Origin of the sequence: Sphingomonas phyllosphaerae FA2 (genome assembly GCF_000427645.1) — a bacterium.
Classification (GTDB): domain Bacteria; phylum Pseudomonadota; class Alphaproteobacteria; order Sphingomonadales; family Sphingomonadaceae; genus Sphingomonas; species Sphingomonas phyllosphaerae.
In genome coordinates this window covers 1,299,401-1,318,677 of record NZ_KE386571.1, presented here as the reverse complement: position 1 = coordinate 1,318,677, position 19,277 = coordinate 1,299,401, and the positions used below count along the sequence as shown (strand labels likewise).

16 protein-coding genes and 1 tRNA gene are annotated in these 19,277 nt (G+C 67.2%); 8 read left to right on the top strand and 9 right to left on the bottom strand.

Features of this window, described 5'->3' with window-relative positions; all coding sequences use genetic code 11:
* Window positions 1-81: 81 nt before the first annotated feature.
* The 4 genes from SPHPH_RS0106620 to SPHPH_RS0106605 all read right to left on the bottom strand — a co-directional run bounded on the left by SPHPH_RS0106620 (window position 82) and on the right by SPHPH_RS0106605 (window position 2,398).
* Window positions 82-158 (bottom strand) — tRNA-Pro (locus tag SPHPH_RS0106620).
* Between the two features lie 130 nt (window positions 159-288).
* Window positions 289-549 carry a hypothetical protein gene (locus SPHPH_RS0106615; RefSeq protein WP_037488212.1) on the bottom strand — a complete coding sequence of 87 codons (261 nt, stop codon included), beginning with the start codon at window positions 547-549 and terminating at the stop codon, window positions 289-291.
* 24 nt (window positions 550-573) lie between these two features.
* On the bottom strand, window positions 574-837 hold the full coding sequence (locus tag SPHPH_RS0106610; RefSeq protein ID WP_028965985.1) for a hypothetical protein: 264 nt from the start codon (window positions 835-837) through the stop codon (window positions 574-576).
* Between the two features lie 163 nt (window positions 838-1,000).
* Window positions 1,001-2,398 (bottom strand): M20/M25/M40 family metallo-hydrolase, encoded by a 1,398-nt coding sequence (locus SPHPH_RS0106605; protein WP_028965984.1) that lies wholly within the window; start codon window positions 2,396-2,398, stop codon window positions 1,001-1,003.
* 110 nt (window positions 2,399-2,508) lie between these two features.
* On the opposite strand from SPHPH_RS0106605, the gene ettA reads away from it, so the two are divergent.
* Window positions 2,509-4,188 (top strand): energy-dependent translational throttle protein EttA, encoded by a 1,680-nt coding sequence (gene ettA / locus SPHPH_RS0106600; protein WP_028965983.1) that lies wholly within the window; start codon window positions 2,509-2,511, stop codon window positions 4,186-4,188.
* A gap of 155 nt (window positions 4,189-4,343) precedes the next feature.
* Here the strand turns inward: ettA and SPHPH_RS0106595 are convergent, their stop codons facing one another.
* The 5 genes from SPHPH_RS0106595 to SPHPH_RS0106570 form a co-directional block, all read right to left on the bottom strand.
* On the bottom strand, window positions 4,344-4,901 hold the full coding sequence (locus tag SPHPH_RS0106595; RefSeq protein ID WP_028965982.1) for a Uma2 family endonuclease: 558 nt from the start codon (window positions 4,899-4,901) through the stop codon (window positions 4,344-4,346).
* Window positions 4,902-4,942: 41 nt separating this feature from the next.
* On the bottom strand, window positions 4,943-6,574 hold the full coding sequence (locus SPHPH_RS0106590; RefSeq protein WP_028965981.1) for a M28 family peptidase: 1,632 nt from the start codon (window positions 6,572-6,574) through the stop codon (window positions 4,943-4,945).
* On the bottom strand, window positions 6,574-7,368 hold the full coding sequence (locus SPHPH_RS0106585; RefSeq protein WP_028965980.1) for an NYN domain-containing protein: 795 nt from the start codon (window positions 7,366-7,368) through the stop codon (window positions 6,574-6,576). Before SPHPH_RS0106585 ends, SPHPH_RS0106590 begins: the two co-directional genes overlap by 1 nt.
* 178 nt (window positions 7,369-7,546) lie before the next feature.
* The gene (locus SPHPH_RS0106575) at window positions 7,547-8,041 is read right to left on the bottom strand and encodes a GreA/GreB family elongation factor (protein WP_028965979.1); all 495 of its coding nucleotides are present in this window, start codon (window positions 8,039-8,041) and stop codon (window positions 7,547-7,549) included.
* Window positions 8,038-9,999, bottom strand: a complete 1,962-nt coding sequence (locus tag SPHPH_RS0106570) for a lytic transglycosylase domain-containing protein (protein WP_028965978.1) — start codon at window positions 9,997-9,999, stop codon at window positions 8,038-8,040. The genes SPHPH_RS0106575 and SPHPH_RS0106570 overlap by 4 nt, the downstream gene beginning before the upstream one ends.
* A 113-nt stretch (window positions 10,000-10,112) precedes the next feature.
* On the opposite strand from SPHPH_RS0106570, the gene dapA reads away from it, so the two are divergent.
* From dapA to ilvD, 7 genes are all read left to right on the top strand, one after another.
* On the top strand, window positions 10,113-10,994 hold the full coding sequence (gene dapA / locus SPHPH_RS0106565; protein ID WP_028965977.1) for a 4-hydroxy-tetrahydrodipicolinate synthase: 882 nt from the start codon (window positions 10,113-10,115) through the stop codon (window positions 10,992-10,994).
* 410 nt (window positions 10,995-11,404) lie between these two features.
* On the top strand, window positions 11,405-11,887 hold the full coding sequence (smpB, locus tag SPHPH_RS0106560; RefSeq protein ID WP_028965976.1) for an SsrA-binding protein SmpB: 483 nt from the start codon (window positions 11,405-11,407) through the stop codon (window positions 11,885-11,887).
* A gap of 23 nt (window positions 11,888-11,910) precedes the next feature.
* A complete protein-coding gene (locus tag SPHPH_RS0106555) occupies window positions 11,911-12,450 on the top strand; it encodes a DUF2062 domain-containing protein (RefSeq protein ID WP_028965975.1) in 540 nt (179 codons plus the stop codon).
* Window positions 12,451-12,514: 64 nt separating this feature from the next.
* The gene (locus SPHPH_RS0106550; RefSeq protein ID WP_037488208.1) at window positions 12,515-14,566 is read left to right on the top strand and encodes a M13 family metallopeptidase; all 2,052 of its coding nucleotides are present in this window, start codon (window positions 12,515-12,517) and stop codon (window positions 14,564-14,566) included.
* Between the two features lie 17 nt (window positions 14,567-14,583).
* Window positions 14,584-17,001 (top strand): ATP-binding protein, encoded by a 2,418-nt coding sequence (locus SPHPH_RS0106545; protein ID WP_037488207.1) that lies wholly within the window; start codon window positions 14,584-14,586, stop codon window positions 16,999-17,001.
* A 42-nt stretch (window positions 17,002-17,043) separates the two neighbouring features.
* A complete protein-coding gene (locus SPHPH_RS0106540; RefSeq protein ID WP_028965972.1) occupies window positions 17,044-17,391 on the top strand; it encodes a response regulator in 348 nt (115 codons plus the stop codon).
* 50 nt (window positions 17,392-17,441) lie between these two features.
* Entirely contained in the window at window positions 17,442-19,163 is a 1,722-nt protein-coding gene (ilvD, locus tag SPHPH_RS0106535) for a dihydroxy-acid dehydratase (protein ID WP_028965971.1), read from the top strand.
* Window positions 19,164-19,277: the final 114 nt, after the last annotated feature.

Genomic DNA, 19,277 nt, shown 5'->3' with positions numbered 1-19,277 from the left:
TCCGGCCGACGACTACGGACAGAGGCTCACGCGACAGGGCATAAGCCGGTCGACGTTGCCGAATTCGGAGCGATCGAAAAATGGTCGGGGAGACAGGATTCGAACCTGCGACATCCTGCTCCCAAAGCAGGCGCGCTACCAGACTGCGCCACTCCCCGACGCGGGTGAGGGGATCGGCCTAGGCCGTGCGTCCGGCGCGTGCAAGCGTCGGAGCGGGTCCCTCATAAAAAGAAGAGGCGCCCGCAGGCGCCTCGACAATGGCGTTACCGCCGCCATACCGCAGAACGCTCAGCGCTTTGCGGCACCATCCTCGGCCAGATCGCGGACATTGTCCGCCTGATCCTCGAAATTGTCGGCAGCACCCTCCAGCATCGCGGCGGCACTGTCGTTGGCGGCGGCTTCGGCCATTGCGTCGAGAGCGTTGGCCTTGCGCTCGAGCGCATCGGCCATCGCCTCGGCATTGTTACCGATCGAAGCCGTGTCGGACCGGTCATTGCACGCCGATGCGCCGCAAAGCGCGATCGCGAGCAGGGGAAATGACTTCCTCATGACCACCGGCACGGCTCCAGCCGATTACATGTTCTTCGCGGCGTCCTCGCCGGCGTCACGGACGTTGTCCGCGGCCGAGTGGATGTTCTCGGCAACCGCCTCGGCGTTGTCCTCGGCGAACGGGTTCGCGGTGGTGTTCGACATGTCGGCAACGTTGGCCGCCATCGCGTCCATGTTGTCCGCCATCATGTCGGCGTTGTTCTCGACCGCCGAACCCTCAGGCGACTTCGAGCAAGCGGCAACCGACATCAGGCCAGCGGCGGCGGCAACGAGCAGGATCTTCTTCATCGGAATGCTCCCAAGCATTACATAAAAAAACTCGCGCCCGACCCCAGCGCCGTCGCGAACCCTCGCAATACCCTACCAACCGGGGGGGTCAATAAGCAAAATTCACCTTTGCGAAAGGTTGCGACGAACGGTGACCCGTTCCGACGCAGCTTTCATGCGGGCTTCACGGTCGGGTCACGGGCCCGATCTCCTCGGGCGCGTTCGCGACGATCGCCAGCATCGTGGTCCATGACGCGACATTCTGGCGCAATTGTTCGGGATCGACGCGCTCCAGCGTGTCGTCGGGCGTATGATGCGTATCGAAATAGCGCAGCCCCGACTGGTTGAGGTCGATGCCCGCGACGCCGGTCGCGATCGTCGGCGCGATGTCGGTGCCATCGCCCGCGCGGCCGCTGCCCGCGACGATGCCGAGCGGGGCGAGCGCGCTGGCCAGCCGCGCGCTCACCGCCTTGGCGCTGTCGGGGAATTGCGTCTCGAACCGCCAGATGCGGTCGGCGCCGAAATCGCTTTCGGAGGCGGTGGCGTGCCGTTCGGTGCCGTGGCGCTTGGCATATTCCGCGCCGCCGAACCCGCCGACTTCCTCGGCCCCGAACCAGACGACGCGGATCGTTCGGCGGGGACGCTGCCCGCTGTCCATGATCCGCTTGGCAGCGGCGGCGGTGATCGCGACCCCGCTGGCATCGTCGATCGCGCCGGTGCCGAGATCCCAGCTGTCGAGGTGTCCGCCGACCAGCACCACGCCCGCAGCCGGATCGGTGCCCGGCACCTCGGCGATGACATTGCCCGACTCGCGCTCCCCGATCATCTTCGGGGTCAGCAGCAGCTTGAGGCGGATCGGCTGCCCGCGCTTCGCAAGCCGCTCGATCAGCGTTGCATCGGGGGCCGACAGCGCGGCGGCCGGGATCGGCTTCACGCCGGCGGGGAAGTCGGTGACGCCGGTGTGCGGCAGCCGATGCGCGTCGGTGCCGATCGAGCGGATCACGATCGCCGCCGCGCCCTTTTGCGAGGCGGTCGCCGGGCCGGTGAAGCGCGCCGGGCCGCTGCTGCCATAGCTCGACCCATCCTGCGTCGGCTGCATCGCATTGCCGATATAGACGATCTTGCCGCGCACCGCTGAGTCGGGAGCGTTGGCAAATTCGGTATAGGTGGGGAAGACGACCAGCTCGGCGGTCAGCCCCTTCGGCCCCGTGCTCGCCGAATTGCCGAGCGCGGCGAGCGTCAGCTTCTGCGGCACCGGCGCGACGATCTCGGCGGCTTCCTCGCCGCGCACCCACACCGGCATCTTGTAGGGCTCGGCACGCACGTTGCTGAAGCCGAGCGCGGTCAGCTTCTTCACCGCCCAGTCGCGCGCGCGCGCCTCGGCCTCGGTGCCGGCCAGCCGCTGCCCGACCTCGGTCGTCAGGCCCTCGACGATGTCATACGCGATGTCGTCCTTGAGCGCGGCGTCGCGCAATGCGGCGACCTGCGGATCGACCGTGGCCGGCGTCGGCGGCGCGGTGCGCTGCGCGGCGGCGGGGACGGCGAGGAGCAGGGCGAGCGTCAGCGGGAAAAGATGCTTCATGGCCCGCGGCGTAACTGGCGCAGCGCGGTTTGCCAACGGCGCGGGCTGCGCTTACATGCGCGCCATCGATTTTTTCGCCGCACCCTCTCTTTTACGGAGCCGCGCGCCAGATGGCCGTTCAGTATACCTATGTCATGAAGGGTCTGACCAAGACCTTCCCGGGCGCGAACAAGCCCGTTCTCAACAACATCCACCTGCAATTCATCCCGGGCGCGAAGATCGCGATCATCGGTCCGAACGGCGCGGGCAAGTCCACGCTGATGAAGGTCATGGCGGGGATGGACACCGAGTTTCAGGGCGAGGCGTGGGCCGCCGAGGGAATCCGCGTCGGCTATCTGGCGCAGGAGCCGCAGCTCGATCCGTCGAAGGACGTGATGGGCAACGTCAAGGACGGCGTGCGCCCGGTCGCCGATCTGGTCGATCGCTTCAACGCCATCTCCGCCGAGATGGGCGATCCGCAGGACGACACCGACTTCGACGCGCTGATGGAGGAGATGGGCGATCTTCAAGCCAAGATCGACGCGGTCGACGGCTGGACGCTCGACAATCAGCTAGAGGTCGCAATGGAGGCGCTCCGCTGCCCGCCGGGCGACGCGGACGTCAGCAAGCTGTCGGGCGGTGAGCGCCGCCGGGTGGCGCTGTGCCGGCTGCTGCTGGAAAAGCCCGACATCCTGCTGCTCGACGAGCCGACCAACCACCTCGACGCCGAAAGCGTGTCGTGGCTGGAGAACTTCCTCAAGGAATATACCGGCAACGTCATCCTCGTCACCCACGATCGCTACTTCCTCGACAATGTCGTGAACTGGGTGCTCGAGCTGGATCGCGGCCGTTATTACACCTACGAGTCGAACTACTCCGGCTATCTGGAGAAGAAGGCCAAGCGGCTGGAGCAGGAGGAGCGCGAGGAAGCCGGCAAGCAGAAGGCGATCGCCGACGAGCTGGCGTGGATGCGTCAGACACCCAAGGCGCGCCAGACCAAGTCGAAGGCGCGTATCCGCGCGTTCGACGAACTGATGGCCAAGCAGGAGAATCGCGTCGCCGGCAAGGCGCAAATCCTGATCCAGCTTCCCGAACGCCTCGGCGGCAAGGTGATCGAGGCCAAGGGGCTGACCAAGGCCTATGGCGACAAGCTGCTGTTCGACAATCTCGACTTCACGCTGCCGCCCGGCGGTATCGTTGGGGTGATCGGGCCGAACGGCGCGGGCAAGTCGACGCTGTTCAAGCTGATCACCGGGCAGGAACAGCCCGACGCGGGGACGATCGAGGTCGGCTCGACCGTCAAGCTCGGCTATGTCGACCAGAGCCGCGATGATCTCGATCCGAACAAGAACGTCTGGCAGGAAATCTCCGACGAATTGGAGGTCTTCCGATTCGGCAAGCAGGAGCTGGGGACGCGCGCCTATGTCGGCGCGTTCAATTTCCGCGGGCCGGATCAGCAGAAGAAGGTCGGCCAGCTGTCGGGCGGTGAGCGCAACCGCGTCCACATGGCCAAGATGCTCAAGGAGGGCGGAAACGTCCTGCTGCTTGACGAACCGACCAACGACCTCGACGTCGAGACGCTGCGCGCGCTCGAAGAGGCGCTGGAGACGTTCGCGGGCTGCGCGGTGGTCATCAGCCACGATCGCTTCTTCCTCGATCGCCTGTGCACGCACATCCTCGCGTTCGAGGGCGACAGCCATGTCGAATGGTTCGAGGGCAATTACGAAAGCTACGAGGAAGACAAGCGCCGCCGGATGGGCGACGCCGCCGATCGCCCGACGCGGCTGGCGTACAAGAAGCTGACGCGCTGATTTGGGTGAGGGGTGGGGCGCGCGGGCGCTCCGCCCCTCACTCGCCACCGTGCGATGTAGAGTTGCCTGCGGCGGCGATCGGAACCGCGATCGTTCAGGTAAGTATTTCGCCCGACACTGGCGCCGCGCCACGACGAAGCGCTGACAGACGAAAGTCAGAGCCCGTCGGTCGCGACGATCAGCTCGCTCATTGTCGCCGCCGTCAACGTCTCGCCGAACGCCACCACCCGCCGTTCGGCATATGCCTTTCCCGACGGCTGCCAAAGCTGGTGGATGACGGCACCTTTGACATCCACCACCCAATATTCCGGTATTTCCGCCCGGGCGTAAAGAGCCTGCTTGAGCGTCAGATCGGCGGTGAGCGTACTATCGGCAACCTCGATTGCCAGACGAACTTTGGCGCCGGGTAGGACCCCGTCCCGGTGGTCCATCGCTACCACCAGGTCAGGCTCCGGCATCGTGTCGTCGGATAGCCTGATCGATGGCGCAATCAGCAGCGTCAGCCCCGTCTCGCGCCCCAACGCGAACCCGACCGCCAATGCGAGCGCGCCCTGTATACGGGCGTGTGGCGCATAGGCCGGGCTCATGATCCAGATGTCTCCCTCGATCAGCTCGGTTCGGCGATCGCCGAAGGTGCCGTCGGCGGCTAGCCGAAGATAATCCTCGACCGTCAACCGGTATTTGCCCGGGCGAAGGCGTTCGTGCACCGTCATGCGGAAAGGATATCACCAAAATATTGAACGGCAATCCGGGACTACTTCCGCTCCCCCGCGCTCTTGTCCCGCAGCGCCAGAAACTCGCTCCCCGCGCTCCACGTCGGCCATACGCCCGCCTTAGACAGCCGCTCGCCCATCGCGTGGAACAGGTCGACATCCGCCGCAGCGCCCTGCAGGTCCCAGCCCGCGTCCCATACGTCACAGGTCTTGTGGTAACAGGCCATGTAATCGTCGAGCCACTTCTGCCCGCCCGCACGGCCACCGTCGCGCAGGTCCGCCGCGCCGCCCAGCGCCATCAGCAGCAGCGACGGCACCCCGCGCCGCACCACCGAGAAATGATCGGCGCGATAGAACAGCCCGCGCTCGCTGAACGTCTCCGGGGTTACCACGCGTCCCTGCGCCCGCGCTGCCTCCGCCAGCAGCCCGTCGAGCGACGACTGTCCCTGTCCGACGAGCACAACGTCCTTCGCGGGGCCGGCGGTCTGGAGGATGTCGAGCGTCAGGTTCGCTGCGATTTTGGCGAGCGGATAGACGGGGTGCGCCGCATAATGTTCGGAGCCCAGCAGCCCGCGCTCCTCGCCGGTCCACAGCGCGAACACGAGCGTTCGTTCCGGGGTTGGGGCGGCCTTGAACAGCCTTGCCAGTTCGACGACGCCGGCCGTGCCCAGCGCATCGTCGTTCGCGCCGGCACGCAGCGTCTTGCCCGACGCATCCGCCGGGCCCTCGCCATAAGCGTCCCAGTGGGCGGCGAACATTACGGTTTCGTCGGGGCGCTTGGTGCCGGGAATCTTGGCCAGCACGTTGGCGCTCTCGATCCGTTCGACCGCGACCTTCGCCGCCGCTGAGAAGCGCGGCGTCATCGCCACGGGGCGGAACGCCTTCGATCGCGCCGCGACGCGCAGCCTGGCGAGATCGAGCCCGGCGTCAGCGAACAGCCGGTCGGCCACGTCATGGTCGATCCAGCCCTGCAACGGCACCCGGCGGTCGCTTGCCGCGCGGACGATGTCGTAATTCTCGCCGTTCGAGGCATTGACCGTCGACCACGGATAGCCCGCGCCGCCGGTATCGTGGACGATCAGCGCCGCCGCCGCCCCGCGCCGCGCTGCTTCCTCGAACTTGTAGGTCCAGCGGCCGTAGTAGGTCATCCGGCGATCGCCGAACTTGCCCTTGGCATCGTCGCCGGGCTGCGCCTCGAAATCGGGATCGTTGACGAGGAAGACCAATGTCTTGCCGCGCAGGTCCATGCCCTTGAAGTCGTCCCAGCCGGCCTCGGGCGCGGACACGCCATAGCCGACGAACACCATCGGCGAGTCCTTGATCGCGATCGCCGCGGCATCGCGCACCGTGGTGACCGCGATCTGCTTGCCCTGCGTCAGCGCCGTCGTCCCGATCGTGATCCGGGCGTCGGGAGCGACGCGGGTATGGATCAGCGGCACCTTCTGCAGCCATTGTCCGTCCGGACCGCCGGGCTGGAGCCCCAGTGCCATGAAGCGCGCCACCAGCCAGTCGAGCGTCTTCTTCTCGCCCGGCGTCCCCGGCGCGCGCCCGCCGAACTCGGGCGAGGCGAGCACGCGCACGTCGTCGGACAGCCGCCGTGGCGCGGCGTCCTCCGCCAGCGCCGGGGTGGCGATCGTCGCGGCCAGCGCCAGCGCAAAAGAAAGCCGCATCATCAATCCTTCCAACGTACCAGAACGTGATTTTCGCGGCGATCAACATCGATCGACCCGATCGCATCGACCAGATCGGACAGCCGCTTGTAGCCGTAATTGCGCACGTCGAAGCTCGACCGGTTCGCCGCGCGCTGCCCCAGCGCCGAGAGCCGCACGAACCCCTTGGCATCGGGCTTGAGCGAGTCGTAGGCGTCGTGGAGCAGCTGCAGCAATTCGGGATCGTCCTCCGGCCGTGTCGCTGCCGGGGCCGGCGCGGGCGTCGGCGCGCTGGCGGCCACCCCGATCGGTGGCGGTACCGACTCGCCGATCGGCACTTCGACGCGGCGGGCGCGCTTGGGCTTGGTCGTCTCCATCAAGGCGTTGACGTCGATGAAGCGCGTGCAGGCGTTGCGGAAGCCCGCGGGCGTGTTGCTGTTGCCGAAGCCATAGACGTCGAGCCCGTCCTGCCGGATGCGCGTGGCGAGCGGCATGAAGTCGCTGTCCGACGACATGATCCCGAACGCATCGACGCGCCCGCGGTGGAGCAGGTCCATCGCGTCGATCGTCATCTTCATGTCGGTGGCGTTCTTGCCGCGCGTCAGGTCGAACTGCTGCTGCGGTTCGATGCCGTGCTTGACGCTCATGTCGCGCCAGCCCTTCAGTCCTTCCTTCGACCAATTGCCGTAGACGCGGCGCACGTTGACGCGGCCGAACTCGGCAAGCGCGGTCAGCACGGGGTCGAGCGCCTGCCACGACGCATTGTCAGCGTCGATCAGCAGCGCGATGTTTCGGTTGGGATTGTCGTCGGCAGCCATGTGCTGCTGCATCGACTGTGGGAGGGGCGGGGTCAATGTCGTCGTGATCGATCAGAACTTCGTCATTCCCGCGAAGGCGGGAATCCAGACGCGCGGGTCTGTCGATGGAATCGGGAGGTCCGAGGTTCTGGATTCCCGCCTGCGCGGGAATGACGATATGGAGGCCGTGATCTAACGATTACGACCCCTGTGGCTCGGGATATGTGATCGCGACGATCTCATACTCGCGCTCGCCCGCCGGCAGCAGCACCCGCCGCACGTCGCCGATCGCCGCCCCGCGCAGGGCCCGCGCGATCGGCGCATTCCACCCGACGCGCCCTGCGCCCGCCTCCGCCTCGTCGTCGCCGACCAGCGTCAGCACGCGTTGGTTGTCGTCCTCGTCGGCGATCGTCACCGTCGCGCCGAACCACACGCGCGAGCGGTCCTGCTGCTGCGCGGGATCGACGACCTTGGCGGCCTTCATCCGCTTCGACAGCCAGCCGAGCCGCCGGTCGATCTCGCGCAGCTTCTTGCGGCCGTAGATGTAATCGCCGTTCTCGGACCGGTCGCCGTTCCCCGCCGCCCAGCTGATCGTCTCGACCAGCGCCGGGCGATCCTTCGCGAACAATTGCTCATATTCCGCGCACAACGTCGCATAGCCGGCGGGGGTAAGGTAGTTGGGCCGGTCGTTCATCCGCCGCGTGCCCGGCCCAGATACCAGCTGAGGTTGTTCGGCCCGCGGCTCTTGGCGCGCGCCGGGTTCATCAGGTCGTAGACGACCGCATTCTCCAGCACGCGCTGTACGTAATTGCGCGTCTCGCTGTACGGGATCGCCTCGACCCAATCGACCGCGTCGACCGCCCCGGTCCGCGGGTCGCCATTGGCGCGCAGCCATTTGTTCACATTGCCCGGCCCGGCATTATAGGCGGCGATCGCGAGCGGATAGCTGCCGTACAGCGCGAAGATCCGCTGGAAATAGCTCGATCCGAGTTGGATGTTGTAATTGGTGTCGCTGGTCAGCCGCAGCGGATCGTAGCCGAGCCCGAGCTTGCCCGCCTGCTCGCGCGCGGTGCCGGGCATCAACTGCATCAGCCCGCTCGCGCCGACCGGGCTGCGCGCCATGCGGTCGAACTGGCTTTCCTGTCGCGCGACAGCGTGGATCATCGGCCATTCCGCCTCGTAACCGCTCGGCACTGCGACGGTCGGGAAGCCGTTGGCGCTATATTCGGTCAGCCCGTTCTGCATTGCGCTGCGTCCCAGCAGCACGCCGAGATCGGGGCGGCCGAGCGATCGCGACAGTTCGTCGGCCAGATAATGGTCGGTGTCGCTGGTCGCGTCGGCGGCGATCTGCTTCACGAACGCGGTCTGGTCCTGATATTGCCCGGCCTGCCCGAGGAACTGCGCCGCGCGCACCACTTCGCGCGCATAGAAGGCGGAGCGGGCGGTCGCGGCGATCACCGGCATCGGCGGGGCGGGGGGCGCGGTCAGCGGGCGGCGGAGATGCTCGATCGCCAACTGCCCGTAATATTGGTCGCGATAGCCGGCGGTGCGCTCGAATAGCGCGTTCGCGTCGGGCTGGTGCGCCTGCTCGGCGGTGCGCGCCGCCCAGTACAGCCCCTTGGCGCGCGTCTGCGGCGACTGGCTGCCCAGCCCGTAGCGTTCGAACATCGCGCGCGCATCGGCGGGCCGCCCGAGCTTGAGCGCCGCCTGACCCGCCAGCCATGCCAGCGAGGTATAATCGTCGCGCTCGCCATAAGGCTTGGTCGAGACGTCGGTGCCGGCGGGATAGGCGTCGTCGATCTGGCGCGCGATGTCATAGGCGGTCTGCCACTGGCCGTCCGCCGCCGCCGCGCGCGCGTTGACCAGCAACGCCTCGTAGAACTTCTCCACATTGCCCGGCCGCGTCATGCCGGTGCGGGTGCGCGCCAGCCAGCCGCGCGCACTGGGGCTCACGCCGGAGTTGCGCAGCCACATCGCCTTGTCGGCGATATAGCCGGCGTCGCGCGCGCCGATCGCGTCATAGCTGGCGGCGAGCGCCGAGGCGTTCTCGGCATTGCTGCGGAACGCCAGCCGCGCGGTGAACAGCGGGCGCGCCACTTCGCTGGTATAAGCGAGCATCCGCTGCGCGCTGCTCGTCGCGCCCTGCCACAGCAAGGCGTCGGTGCGCGCATCATGGTCGGCGGGGGACAGCGCGCTGGCGAACTGGGTCAGCACGGTCGATTCGTCCTGCGGCGACAGATTGCCGAGCCGCCAGCCGGTGCGCGCCGCGACTTGCGCGTCCACCGTCGCGCCGGTCGCCTGATAGGCACGCGCGCAGGCGATCCAGCCCGCCGCGGTCAACGGCTTCCAGCGGCGACAAAAGGCCGCGACGCTCGTCACCGGCGTGTTCGGGTCGGTCGCTGCCTTGCGCTCCAGCGTCCGCCGGAACCCGGCCTCGCCCGGCCAGCCCGGATGCGCGCTGATGAACGAGAAATAGCTGTCGAACGGCAGCGCATCGGTCTGCTGCAGCGCCTTCCACTGCGCGACCGGCTGCGCCATCCCGGGCAGCGGGGCGGCCGCGACCGGGGTCTGTGCCGGCTGGGTCGCGGGCACCGCGCCATATTGCCCGGCGACCACCGCCAGGGTTCCTGCTGCTGCAACGAAAAGGATCAACGCACCCGCCTTCACTGTTTTTGACCGACGCCCGTGGTGGACAGCATAGCAGCCCTAGCCGTATCTGCGCTGAACCGCGTCCCCCAAACGCGCGTCAGGAGCAAATTCGTCTCATGTTCTCAGGTTCCATCCCCGCATTGGTCACCCCGTTCGATGCGCAGGGCGATTTCGTCGAGTCGGCCTATCGCGATCTGATCGAGTGGCAGATCGCCGAAGGCTCGTCCGCTCTGGTCCCGTGCGGCACCACCGGCGAGGCGGCGACGCTGACCAAGGAGGAGCAGTTCGCGATCGTCCGCGTCTGCGTCGATCAGGCGAAAGGGCGTGTGCCGGTGATTGCCGGGGCCGGATCGAACGACACGCGCGTCGCCGCCGCGAACCTGCATGCCGCTCGCGAGGCGGGGGCGGATGCCGCGCTGATGGTACCGCCCTATTACAACCGCCCCTCGCAGGAAGGGATCTACCGTCATTTCGAGGCCCTCGCCGCCGACGCGCCGTTGCCGATCGTCCTCTACAACGTGCCTGCGCGCACCGTCACCGACATCCAGCCGGAAACGTTGATCCGCATCGTGTCGGCGTTCCCGAAGGTGTTCGTCGCGGTCAAGGACGCTTCGGGCGTGCTGACCCGCGTGACGCAGCATCGTACCGGGCTGGGCGGGGATTTCTATCAGCTGTCGGGGAATGACGACCTCGGGCTCGCCTTCAACGCGAACGGCGGGGTGGGGTGCATTTCTGTCACCGCCAACGTCGCGCCGCGGCTGTGCGCCGATTTTCAGCGCGCCTCTGCCGAGGGCGACTATGCGACCGCGCGCGACCTCCACGACCGGCTGTTCGCGCTTCATACCTCGCTGTTTACGGATGCCTCGCCCGGGCCGGTCAAGTATGCGATGACGAAGGTCCGCCCCGGCTTCCCCGACGGCTTGCGTCTGCCGATGACCTGGCCGTCCGAGGCCAGCCGGGCCGCGGTCGATGCCGGGCTGGACCGCGCTAGGCTCTGACGTGACTCCGCCGCCGTCATTGCGAGCGTAGCGAAGCAATCCAAAGTCGGGTCAGGACGCCCTGGATTGCTTCGCTGCGCTCGCAATGACGAACTCTCTTCGAAGCTGCGGCCGGTGAACCATCACGTTCTTTCAAGTGCGATAATCGACCTTGATCGAGAGACCCCGTTTCTTCGTCGCCCCGGACTTGATCCGGGACCCCGCTTCTTCGCGACTGGAGTAAAAAGCGGGATCCCGGATCAAGTCCGGGATGACTGGGTGGGAAGCGGTTAATGCTCGCCGCGGAGGTCGAAGGAGGAAGGGTAGGCGGCGTACCAAGCGCCCGTGCGATGATCCGACTGACAACGCCGCTCGGAAAATCTCGGCGCTAGCCGTTTGCCCCTCACGCCTCTCGCGCCTACATCGCCCCCATGTCGCGTCCCAAACCCGCCACCTTCGACAAGAAGAAGATCGTCGCCGAGAACCGCCGCGCCCGTTTCGATTATGCGGTCGACACCACCTATGAGGCGGGGATCGTCCTGACCGGCACCGAGGTGAAATCGCTGCGCTTCGGCGAGGGCTCGATTGCGGAAAGCTATGCCGAGGTGAAGGGCGAGGAGGTATGGCTGGTCAATTCGAACATCCCCGAATTCAGCCACGGCAACCGCTTCAACCACGAGCCCAAGCGGCCGCGTAAACTGCTGCTTCATGAGCGCGAGATAAACAAGCTGCACGGCGCGGTCGCGCGGGACGGCATGACGTTGGTGCCGTTGATGATCTATTTCAACGGGCAGGGGCGCGCGAAAGTGGAACTGGCACTCGCCAAGGGGCGGAAAGCGCACGACAAGCGCGAACATCTCAAGGAGCGCGACTGGAAGCGCGAGGCCGGCCGCATCATGCGCGATCACGGCTGATCGTGGCGACCCGGCCGGTGACCCTGTGGGAACGTCTCGCGGCGTGGAGCCGCCGCAATCTGCCGACGCGCGAGTCGATGGCGAACAGCCGCATACTGCGCCCGGTGGCGCACCGCGTGCTCGCGCCCGAATTGTGGCGCTTCACCCGCCGCTCGGTCCCGCGCGGCGTGGCGCTGGGAATGTTCACCGGCATCCTGATCCCAATGGGGCAGATTCCGGCGTCGGCGGTGCTGGCGCTGCCGGTTCGCGCCAACGTGCCCGCCGCCGCGCTCACCACCTTCTTCACCAATCCGCTGACCACGCCGTTCCTATTCGTGATGTATTACAAGGTCGGCGGCTGGCTGCTCCACCTCGATCGCGCCGTCCCAGGACAGCCGCTGGGCGATGCGGTGGAGGCGGCGCCCGGCTGGGTCGACTGGTTCCTGCAGGACGTCGGGCCGGCGACCGCGGTGGGCATGGTGGTCTGCTCGGTAGTCGGCGCGGTGCTCGGCTATGGCCTCGCGGCGCTGATGTGGCGGCTGTGGATCGCGCGCAAGTGGCGGCACCGTCACCACGGTAACTAGCACACGCGGTCACGGCTCGTTACAAACCCCGGCATTCGCGGCTTTCCCGAAGGATGCCTGGTAAATGCGTTTCCTTGCTGTCACCGTCACGTCCCTGTTCGCTTTGGTCCCCGCCGCGCTGATCGCGCAGTCCGCGCAGCAACAACCGCCGGCGCAGAGCGCACCCGCCGCCGCGGCCGATCGCCCCACCTACGGCACGTTCGGCTTCGACGCCGCCGGGATGGACCGCACCGTTCAGCCGGGCGACGATTTCTACGGCTTCGCCAATGGCACCTGGGCGAAGAATACCGCGATCCCCGCCGACGAGTCGAACTATGGCGCGTTCAACGTGCTGCAGGACCTGTCGCGCGAGCGCACACGGACGATCCTCGAAGGCGCGAAGGGCGACCCGCGCTCGAAGATCGGCGCCGCTTATGCCGCCTTCCTCGACACGAACGCGATCGAGAATGCGGGGCTGAAGCCGATCCAGCCTTGGCTGGCCAAGATCCGCAAGGTCGACAAGGCCGGCTACCCTGCGCTGCTCGCCGAGGCCGATCGCAACGGCGTCGACATCCCGTTCGGCCTGTACGTCGGGCAGGACGACAAGGACCCGGACACCTATGCGGTCAACCTGATGCAGAACGGGCTGGGGATGCCCGATCGCGATTATTACCTGTCGACCGATGCCAAGCTGATGCAGACCAAGGCCGCCTATCAGGCACACCTCGCCAAGCTGCTGACGCTGGCGGGCGAGGCGAACGGCGAGGCGCGCGCCGCGGCGCTGGTGGCGTTCGAGACCGAGTTGGCACGCGTCCACTGGACCCGGATCGACAGCCGCGACGCCGACAAGACCTATAACAAGATGACGCTGGAGCAATTGCGCCAGAGCGCCCCGGGCTTCGACTTCGCGACCTTCCTCAAGGCGGAGAAGGCGAGCGCGCCGACGCTGATCGTCGCACAGCCGACCGCGATCGCCGGCACCGCGAAGCTGATCGCCGCCACGCCGATCGCGGTGCTGCGCGACCAGTTGCTGGTGCGCAGTCTCGACGGTTTCGCGGACGTGTTGCCGAAAGCAATCGATGCCGAGAGCTTTGCGTTTAACGGCACCGTCCTGAGCGGCACCCCGCAGCAGCGCGAACGCTGGAAGCGCGGCGTCGCCTTCACCTCGGAGGCGCTGACCGATGAGGTCGGCAAGGTCTATGTCGCGCGCTATTTCCCGCCCGAGACCAAGGCGGCGGCGGACGAGATGGTCAAGAACGTGCTCGCCGCGCTTGGCCGCCGGGTCGAGAAGCTCGACTGGATGGCGCCCGAGACGAAGCAGAAGGCGCTCGCCAAGCTCGCTGCCTTCACCCCGCGGATCGGCTATCCCGACCAGTGGCGCGATTATTCGAACCTCGACGTCCGCGCCAACGACGCGTTCGGCAACATGCTGCGCGCGAACCAGTGGCGGCACGACTATAACGTCACCAAGCTCGGCAAGCCGATCTATCGCTGGGAATGGGGCATGGCGCCGATGACGGTGAACGCGCAGGCCAATTTCGGACTGGTCGCGATCACCTTCCCGGCGGCGATCCTCCAGCCGCCGTTCTTCGATCCCAAGGCCGACCCGGCGGTCAATTACGGCGGGATCGGCGCGGTGATCGGGCACGAGATCAGCCATCATTTCGATGATCAGGGTGCGAAGTACGACAGCAAGGGCCGGCTGACGCAATGGTGGACCGATGGCGACGTCCAGAAGTTCAAGGCGCTGAGCGAGCGGCTGGCGAAGCAGTACGACGCGTACGAGCCGCTGCCGGGGATGCATGTGAAGGGCGAGCTGACGCTGGGCGAGAACTCGGCCGATCTCGCCGGGCTCGCCGCGGCGCACGACGCCTATGTCGCGACGCTGGGAGGCAAGCCCGCGCCGGTGATCGATGGCTTCACCGGTGACCAGCGCTTCTACCTCGGCTGGGCGCAGGTGTGGCGGCGCAATTACCGCGAGGCCAATCTGCGCCAGCGCCTGCTGACCGACCCGCACGCGCCGTCGGAACAGCGTGGCAATATCGTGCGCAACATGGACCCGTGGTATTCGGCCTATAACCCGCAGCCGGGCCAGAAACTGTATCTTGCCCCCGATGCGCGCGTGCGCATCTGGTGATCGGCTGAAGGACGGTGATGCGGCTCGCCACGATCGAGGGAAAGCGCCGGTGGCTCGACAGCGGGGTCGCCGCGCTGGCGATCGCGGGGATCGCCGGGCTGGCGGCGGCGGCGCTGATCCTGTGGCTGGTGGGCGATGCGACCGTCGCGGGCGGCTTCCTCGCGGCGGCGCTGGTGCTCGGCGGGGCGGGGGCCGCGATCGTGCGGATGCGACGCGCGGGCGGCGAGCCGGTGTCGATCAGCTACGACTGGGAATTGCTCCGCGTGATGGCGGAATCGAGCCCGGACGGCATCGCGATCACCGATCGTGGCGGGCGCCTGGTCTGCGCGAACGACAATTACGAGCAATTGTTCGCAGGCTTCCCGACCCCGCCGTCGCTGCCGCTGGCGGGCGACGGCGCGGGTGAGCTGGAAGTGGCCGGTCGCACGGCATGGCGCGACGGGCAGGCCCGCGTCACGTTGAAGGGCAATGTCGGCGCGATCGAGGCGACGATCACCCGCGCCGGGCAGCAACAGGACGTGCTGGTCTGGCGCTTCGCCGGTCGCACCGTCTCGCCGGGGTTGCCCGCGCGGTTGATGGAGGCGCTCGACGGACTGCTCGGCGCGCAACTGGGCGCCGCGGGGGTCATGGCCGCGCTGATCACCGCCGAGGGGTATGTGATCTCGGCCAATGCCGTGCTCAAGCTGCGCGCTGCGCCGTCGGCGGATCAGCCGGTGATCGGCGAGGATCTTGCGCGCTTCCTCGTCGAGGACAAGGCAGGGATGGTCCGCTTCGGCTCGGAAGGGGCCGCGGCCAATCCGCTTCGTCTGGTGCAGATCCCGCTCGCCGACGATCCCGAGGCGCCGATCCTCGTCGCGCTCGTCGACAGCGAGCCGCCGATCGGCGGCGGGTCGGGCGACGGGATCGAGGCGCTGCTGATGCTGATGCCGTTCGGCGTCGCGCTGGTCGATCGCGAGGGGCGGTTCCTGCAGATGAACAGCGCCTTTGCGCGCGCCGCGAACGTCGACGCCGCCGCGCCGCCGATCTATCCCGGCGATCTGGTCGTGCGCGAGGACAAGAGCGCGGTCGCCGACGCGGTCCGCCGCTTCGCCAGCACCGCGGCGCGCTCGACCGATCTCGCGGTCCGGCTGAAGGATCATCCCGACGAGCCGATCGCGCTGTCGATCGCCGCCGCCCGCGGGTTGGGCGACGCCGCGGTGCTGCTGAGCCTGAAGGATAATGGCGAGGAAAATCGGCTGAAGCGCGAGGTGGCGCAGGCGACCAAGATGCAGGCGGTCGGGCAGCTTGCCGGCGGCGTGGCGCACGATTTCAACAACATTTTGACCGCGATCATCGGTCATTGCGATCTGATGCTGATGCGCCACTCGCCGGGCGACAGCGATTACGACGACATCCTGCAAATCCGCAACAATTCCAACCGCGCCGCCAGCCTTACGCGGCAATTGCTCGCGTTCTCGCGCCAGCAAACGTTGCGCCCGCAGGTGCTGCAATTGCCCGACGTCGTTTCCGAAGTCTCGAACCTGCTGCGCCGCCTGATGGGCGAGACGGTGACGATGGAGGTCAAGCACGGCCGCGATTTGGGGCCGGTGCGTGCCGATCCAGGACAGCTCGAGCAGGTGGTGGTCAATCTGGCGGTCAACGCGCGCGACGCGATGCTCAGCACCGGCAACAGCGGCAAGCTGACGATCCAGACCCGCTCGGTCCCGATTGCCGAGATCCGCCGCCGCGGCGACATCATCCCGACCGGCGATTATACCGCACTGGAAATCTCCGACACCGGCACTGGCATCCCGCCCGAAGTGCTGCCCAAGATCTTCGAGCCGTTCTTCACCACCAAGGAGGTCGGCAAGGGCACCGGTCTTGGCCTGTCGACCGTCTACGGCATCGTCAAGCAATCTGGCGGCTTCATCTTCGCCGATTCGCGCCCCGGGCGTGGTGCCACCTTCACCATCTACCTGCCGGTCCATACCGCGGGCGTGCCCGACGCGGTGACCGTCGCGGCGCAGGCCAAGCAGGCGGCGCGGCATCGCTCGGGCGACCTGTGGGGCAGCGGGACGATCCTGCTGGTCGAGGACGAGGACATGGTCCGCGCGGTCGCCGAGCGCGCGCTCGCGCGACAGGGCTATACCGTGCTGGCCGCCGAGAATGGCGAGGCGGCGATGGAGCTGATGCAGGGCGTCGACCGCCCCGCGCTGGTTATTTCCGACGTGATGATGCCGTTGATGGACGGGCCGACGCTGGCGCGGCAGTTGCGGAAGATTCATGCCGGTATCCCGATCCTGTTCATGTCGGGCTATGCCGAGGAGCAGCTCCGCCGCTCGATCGATCTCGACAATGTCGCGTTTCTTCCCAAGCCCTTTTCGGTGCAGCAGCTGGCGGAGGCGACGCGCGACGTGCTGATCGCGCAGGAAGAGGCGCCGCGCGCCGACGCCTGACAGCAGTTGCGTGTGCGCGGGAGCGCGCTATGGCTTTTCGCCATGACGATGCGTGTGCTTTTGGTCGAAGACGAACCGTTGATCGCAATGATGCTCGAGGACTTCCTCGATGCGCTCGACAAGACCCATGCCGGGACCGCCGACAGCGTCGCCTCGGCGTTGCCGATGGTCGAGGCGGGCGGTTTCGACGCCGCGATTCTCGACGTCAACCTGCGTGGCGGTGAGAAGAGCTTCGCAATCGCCGACGCATTGGCCGAGCGCAACATCCCGTTCGTCTTCGCAACCGGCGGCGGCGGCGAGGAGATCGCGCCGACGCACCGCGAACGCCCGCGGCTCGCCAAGCCGTTCACGATCGACGGGGTCGACAAGGCGCTCAACGAACTCGCCTGACGCATAATACTTGCGCAACGCCCGCCTTCGGCGACATAGGCGTGCGCATCATGACCCAAACCTTCGACAAGTCCCGCCTGCCGAGCCGCCACGTGTCGGTCGGCCCCGAACGCGCGCCGCACCGCAGCTATTATTATGCGATGGGGCTCTCCGAAGAGGAGATCGCCCGCCCGTTCGTCGCGCTCGCCTCCGCGGGCAACGACAGCGCGCCGTGCAATACGACCCTGAACGCGCAGGCCGATGCCGCGCGGCGTGGGGTAGAGCAGGGTGGCGGGATGCCGCGGCGCTTCAACACGATCACCGTCACCGACGGGATCGCGATGGGGCATCAGGGGATGAAATCCTCGCTGGTCAGTCGTGAGGTGATCGCCGATTCGGTCGAGCTGTCGGTGCGCGGCCATTGTTACGACGCGCTGGTTGGCTTCGCGGGGTGCGACAAGTCGCTGCCCGGCATGATGATGGCGATGCTGCGGCTCAACGTACCGTCGATCTTCGTCTATGGTGGCTCGATCCTGCCCGGCCGCTTCCACGATCGCGACGTGACCGTCGTCGACGTGTTCGAGGTGGTCGGCAAATATGCGGCGGGCGCGTGCCCGCTGTCCGAGGTGCACGAGCTGGAGAAGGTCGCGTGCCCCGGCCACGGCGCGTGCGGTGGGCAGTTCACCGCCAACACGATGGCGTGCGTCGGCGAGGCGATCGGCCTGTCGCTCCCCAACAGCAACATGGTCCCCGCGCCCTATACCACCCGCGAGCAGATTGCGGTCGCGGCGGGCGCGCAGGTAATGGAGCTGGTTGCCCGCAACCTGCGCCCGCGCGACATCTGCACACGCAGCGCATTCATCAACGCCGCGCGCGTCGTTGCGGCGACCGGCGGCTCCACCAATGCCGCACTCCACCTGCCCGCGATGGCGAGCGAGTCCGGGATCGACTTCGACCTGTTCGACGTCGCGGAGGCTTTCAAATCAACACCTTACATCGCCGACCTGAAGCCGGGCGGCAAGTATGTCGCAAAGGATATGTACGAGGCCGGCGGCGTCTACATGCTAATGAAGACGATGCTCGCCGGCGGGTTGCTCGACGGCGACTGCCTCACCGTTACCGGCAAGACGCTCGGCGAGAACATCGACGAGGTGACGTGGAACCCCGACCAGAAGGTGATCTACGACGTCGCGACGCCGATCACTCCGACCGGCGGCGTCGTCGGTCTGCGCGGCTCGCTTGCCCCCGACGGTGCGATCGTCAAGGTGGCTGGCATGCACCGCCTGCAATTCGAGGGGCCGGCGCGCTGCTTCGATTGCGAGGAGGACGCCTTTGCCGCGGTCGAGGCGCGGCAGATCAACGAGGGCGAGGTGATCATCATCCGCTACGAAGGGCCGAAGGGCGGGCCGGGGATGCGCGAGATGCTCTCCACCACCGCCGCGCTTTATGGCCTCGGCATGGGCGAGAAGGTCGCGCTAATCACCGACGGGCGGTTCTCGGGCGGCACGCGCGGCTTCTGCATTGGCCATGTCGGCCCGGAGGCGGCGGAAGGCGGCCCGATCGCGCTGGTCGAGGACGGTGACGCGATCCGCATCGATGCCGAGGCGGGGACGATCGACCTGCTCGTCGACGAGGGCGTGCTCGCCGGGCGCCGCGCCAACTGGCAGCCGCGCCAGAACGACTACGGCGCGGGCGCCTTGTGGCGATATGCGCAGAACGTCGGCCCCGCCTACAAGGGCGCGGTGACGCACCCCGGCGCCAAGGCGGAGCGGCACGTCTACGCGGATATTTGACACCGCCATCGTCATTGCGAGCGGAGCGAAGCTACGCTCGCAATGACGAGAGTGCTCGATCACTATTCCCTGCGCCAACGAACCGCTTCACTCCGGCGGCATCAGGCGGTAGGC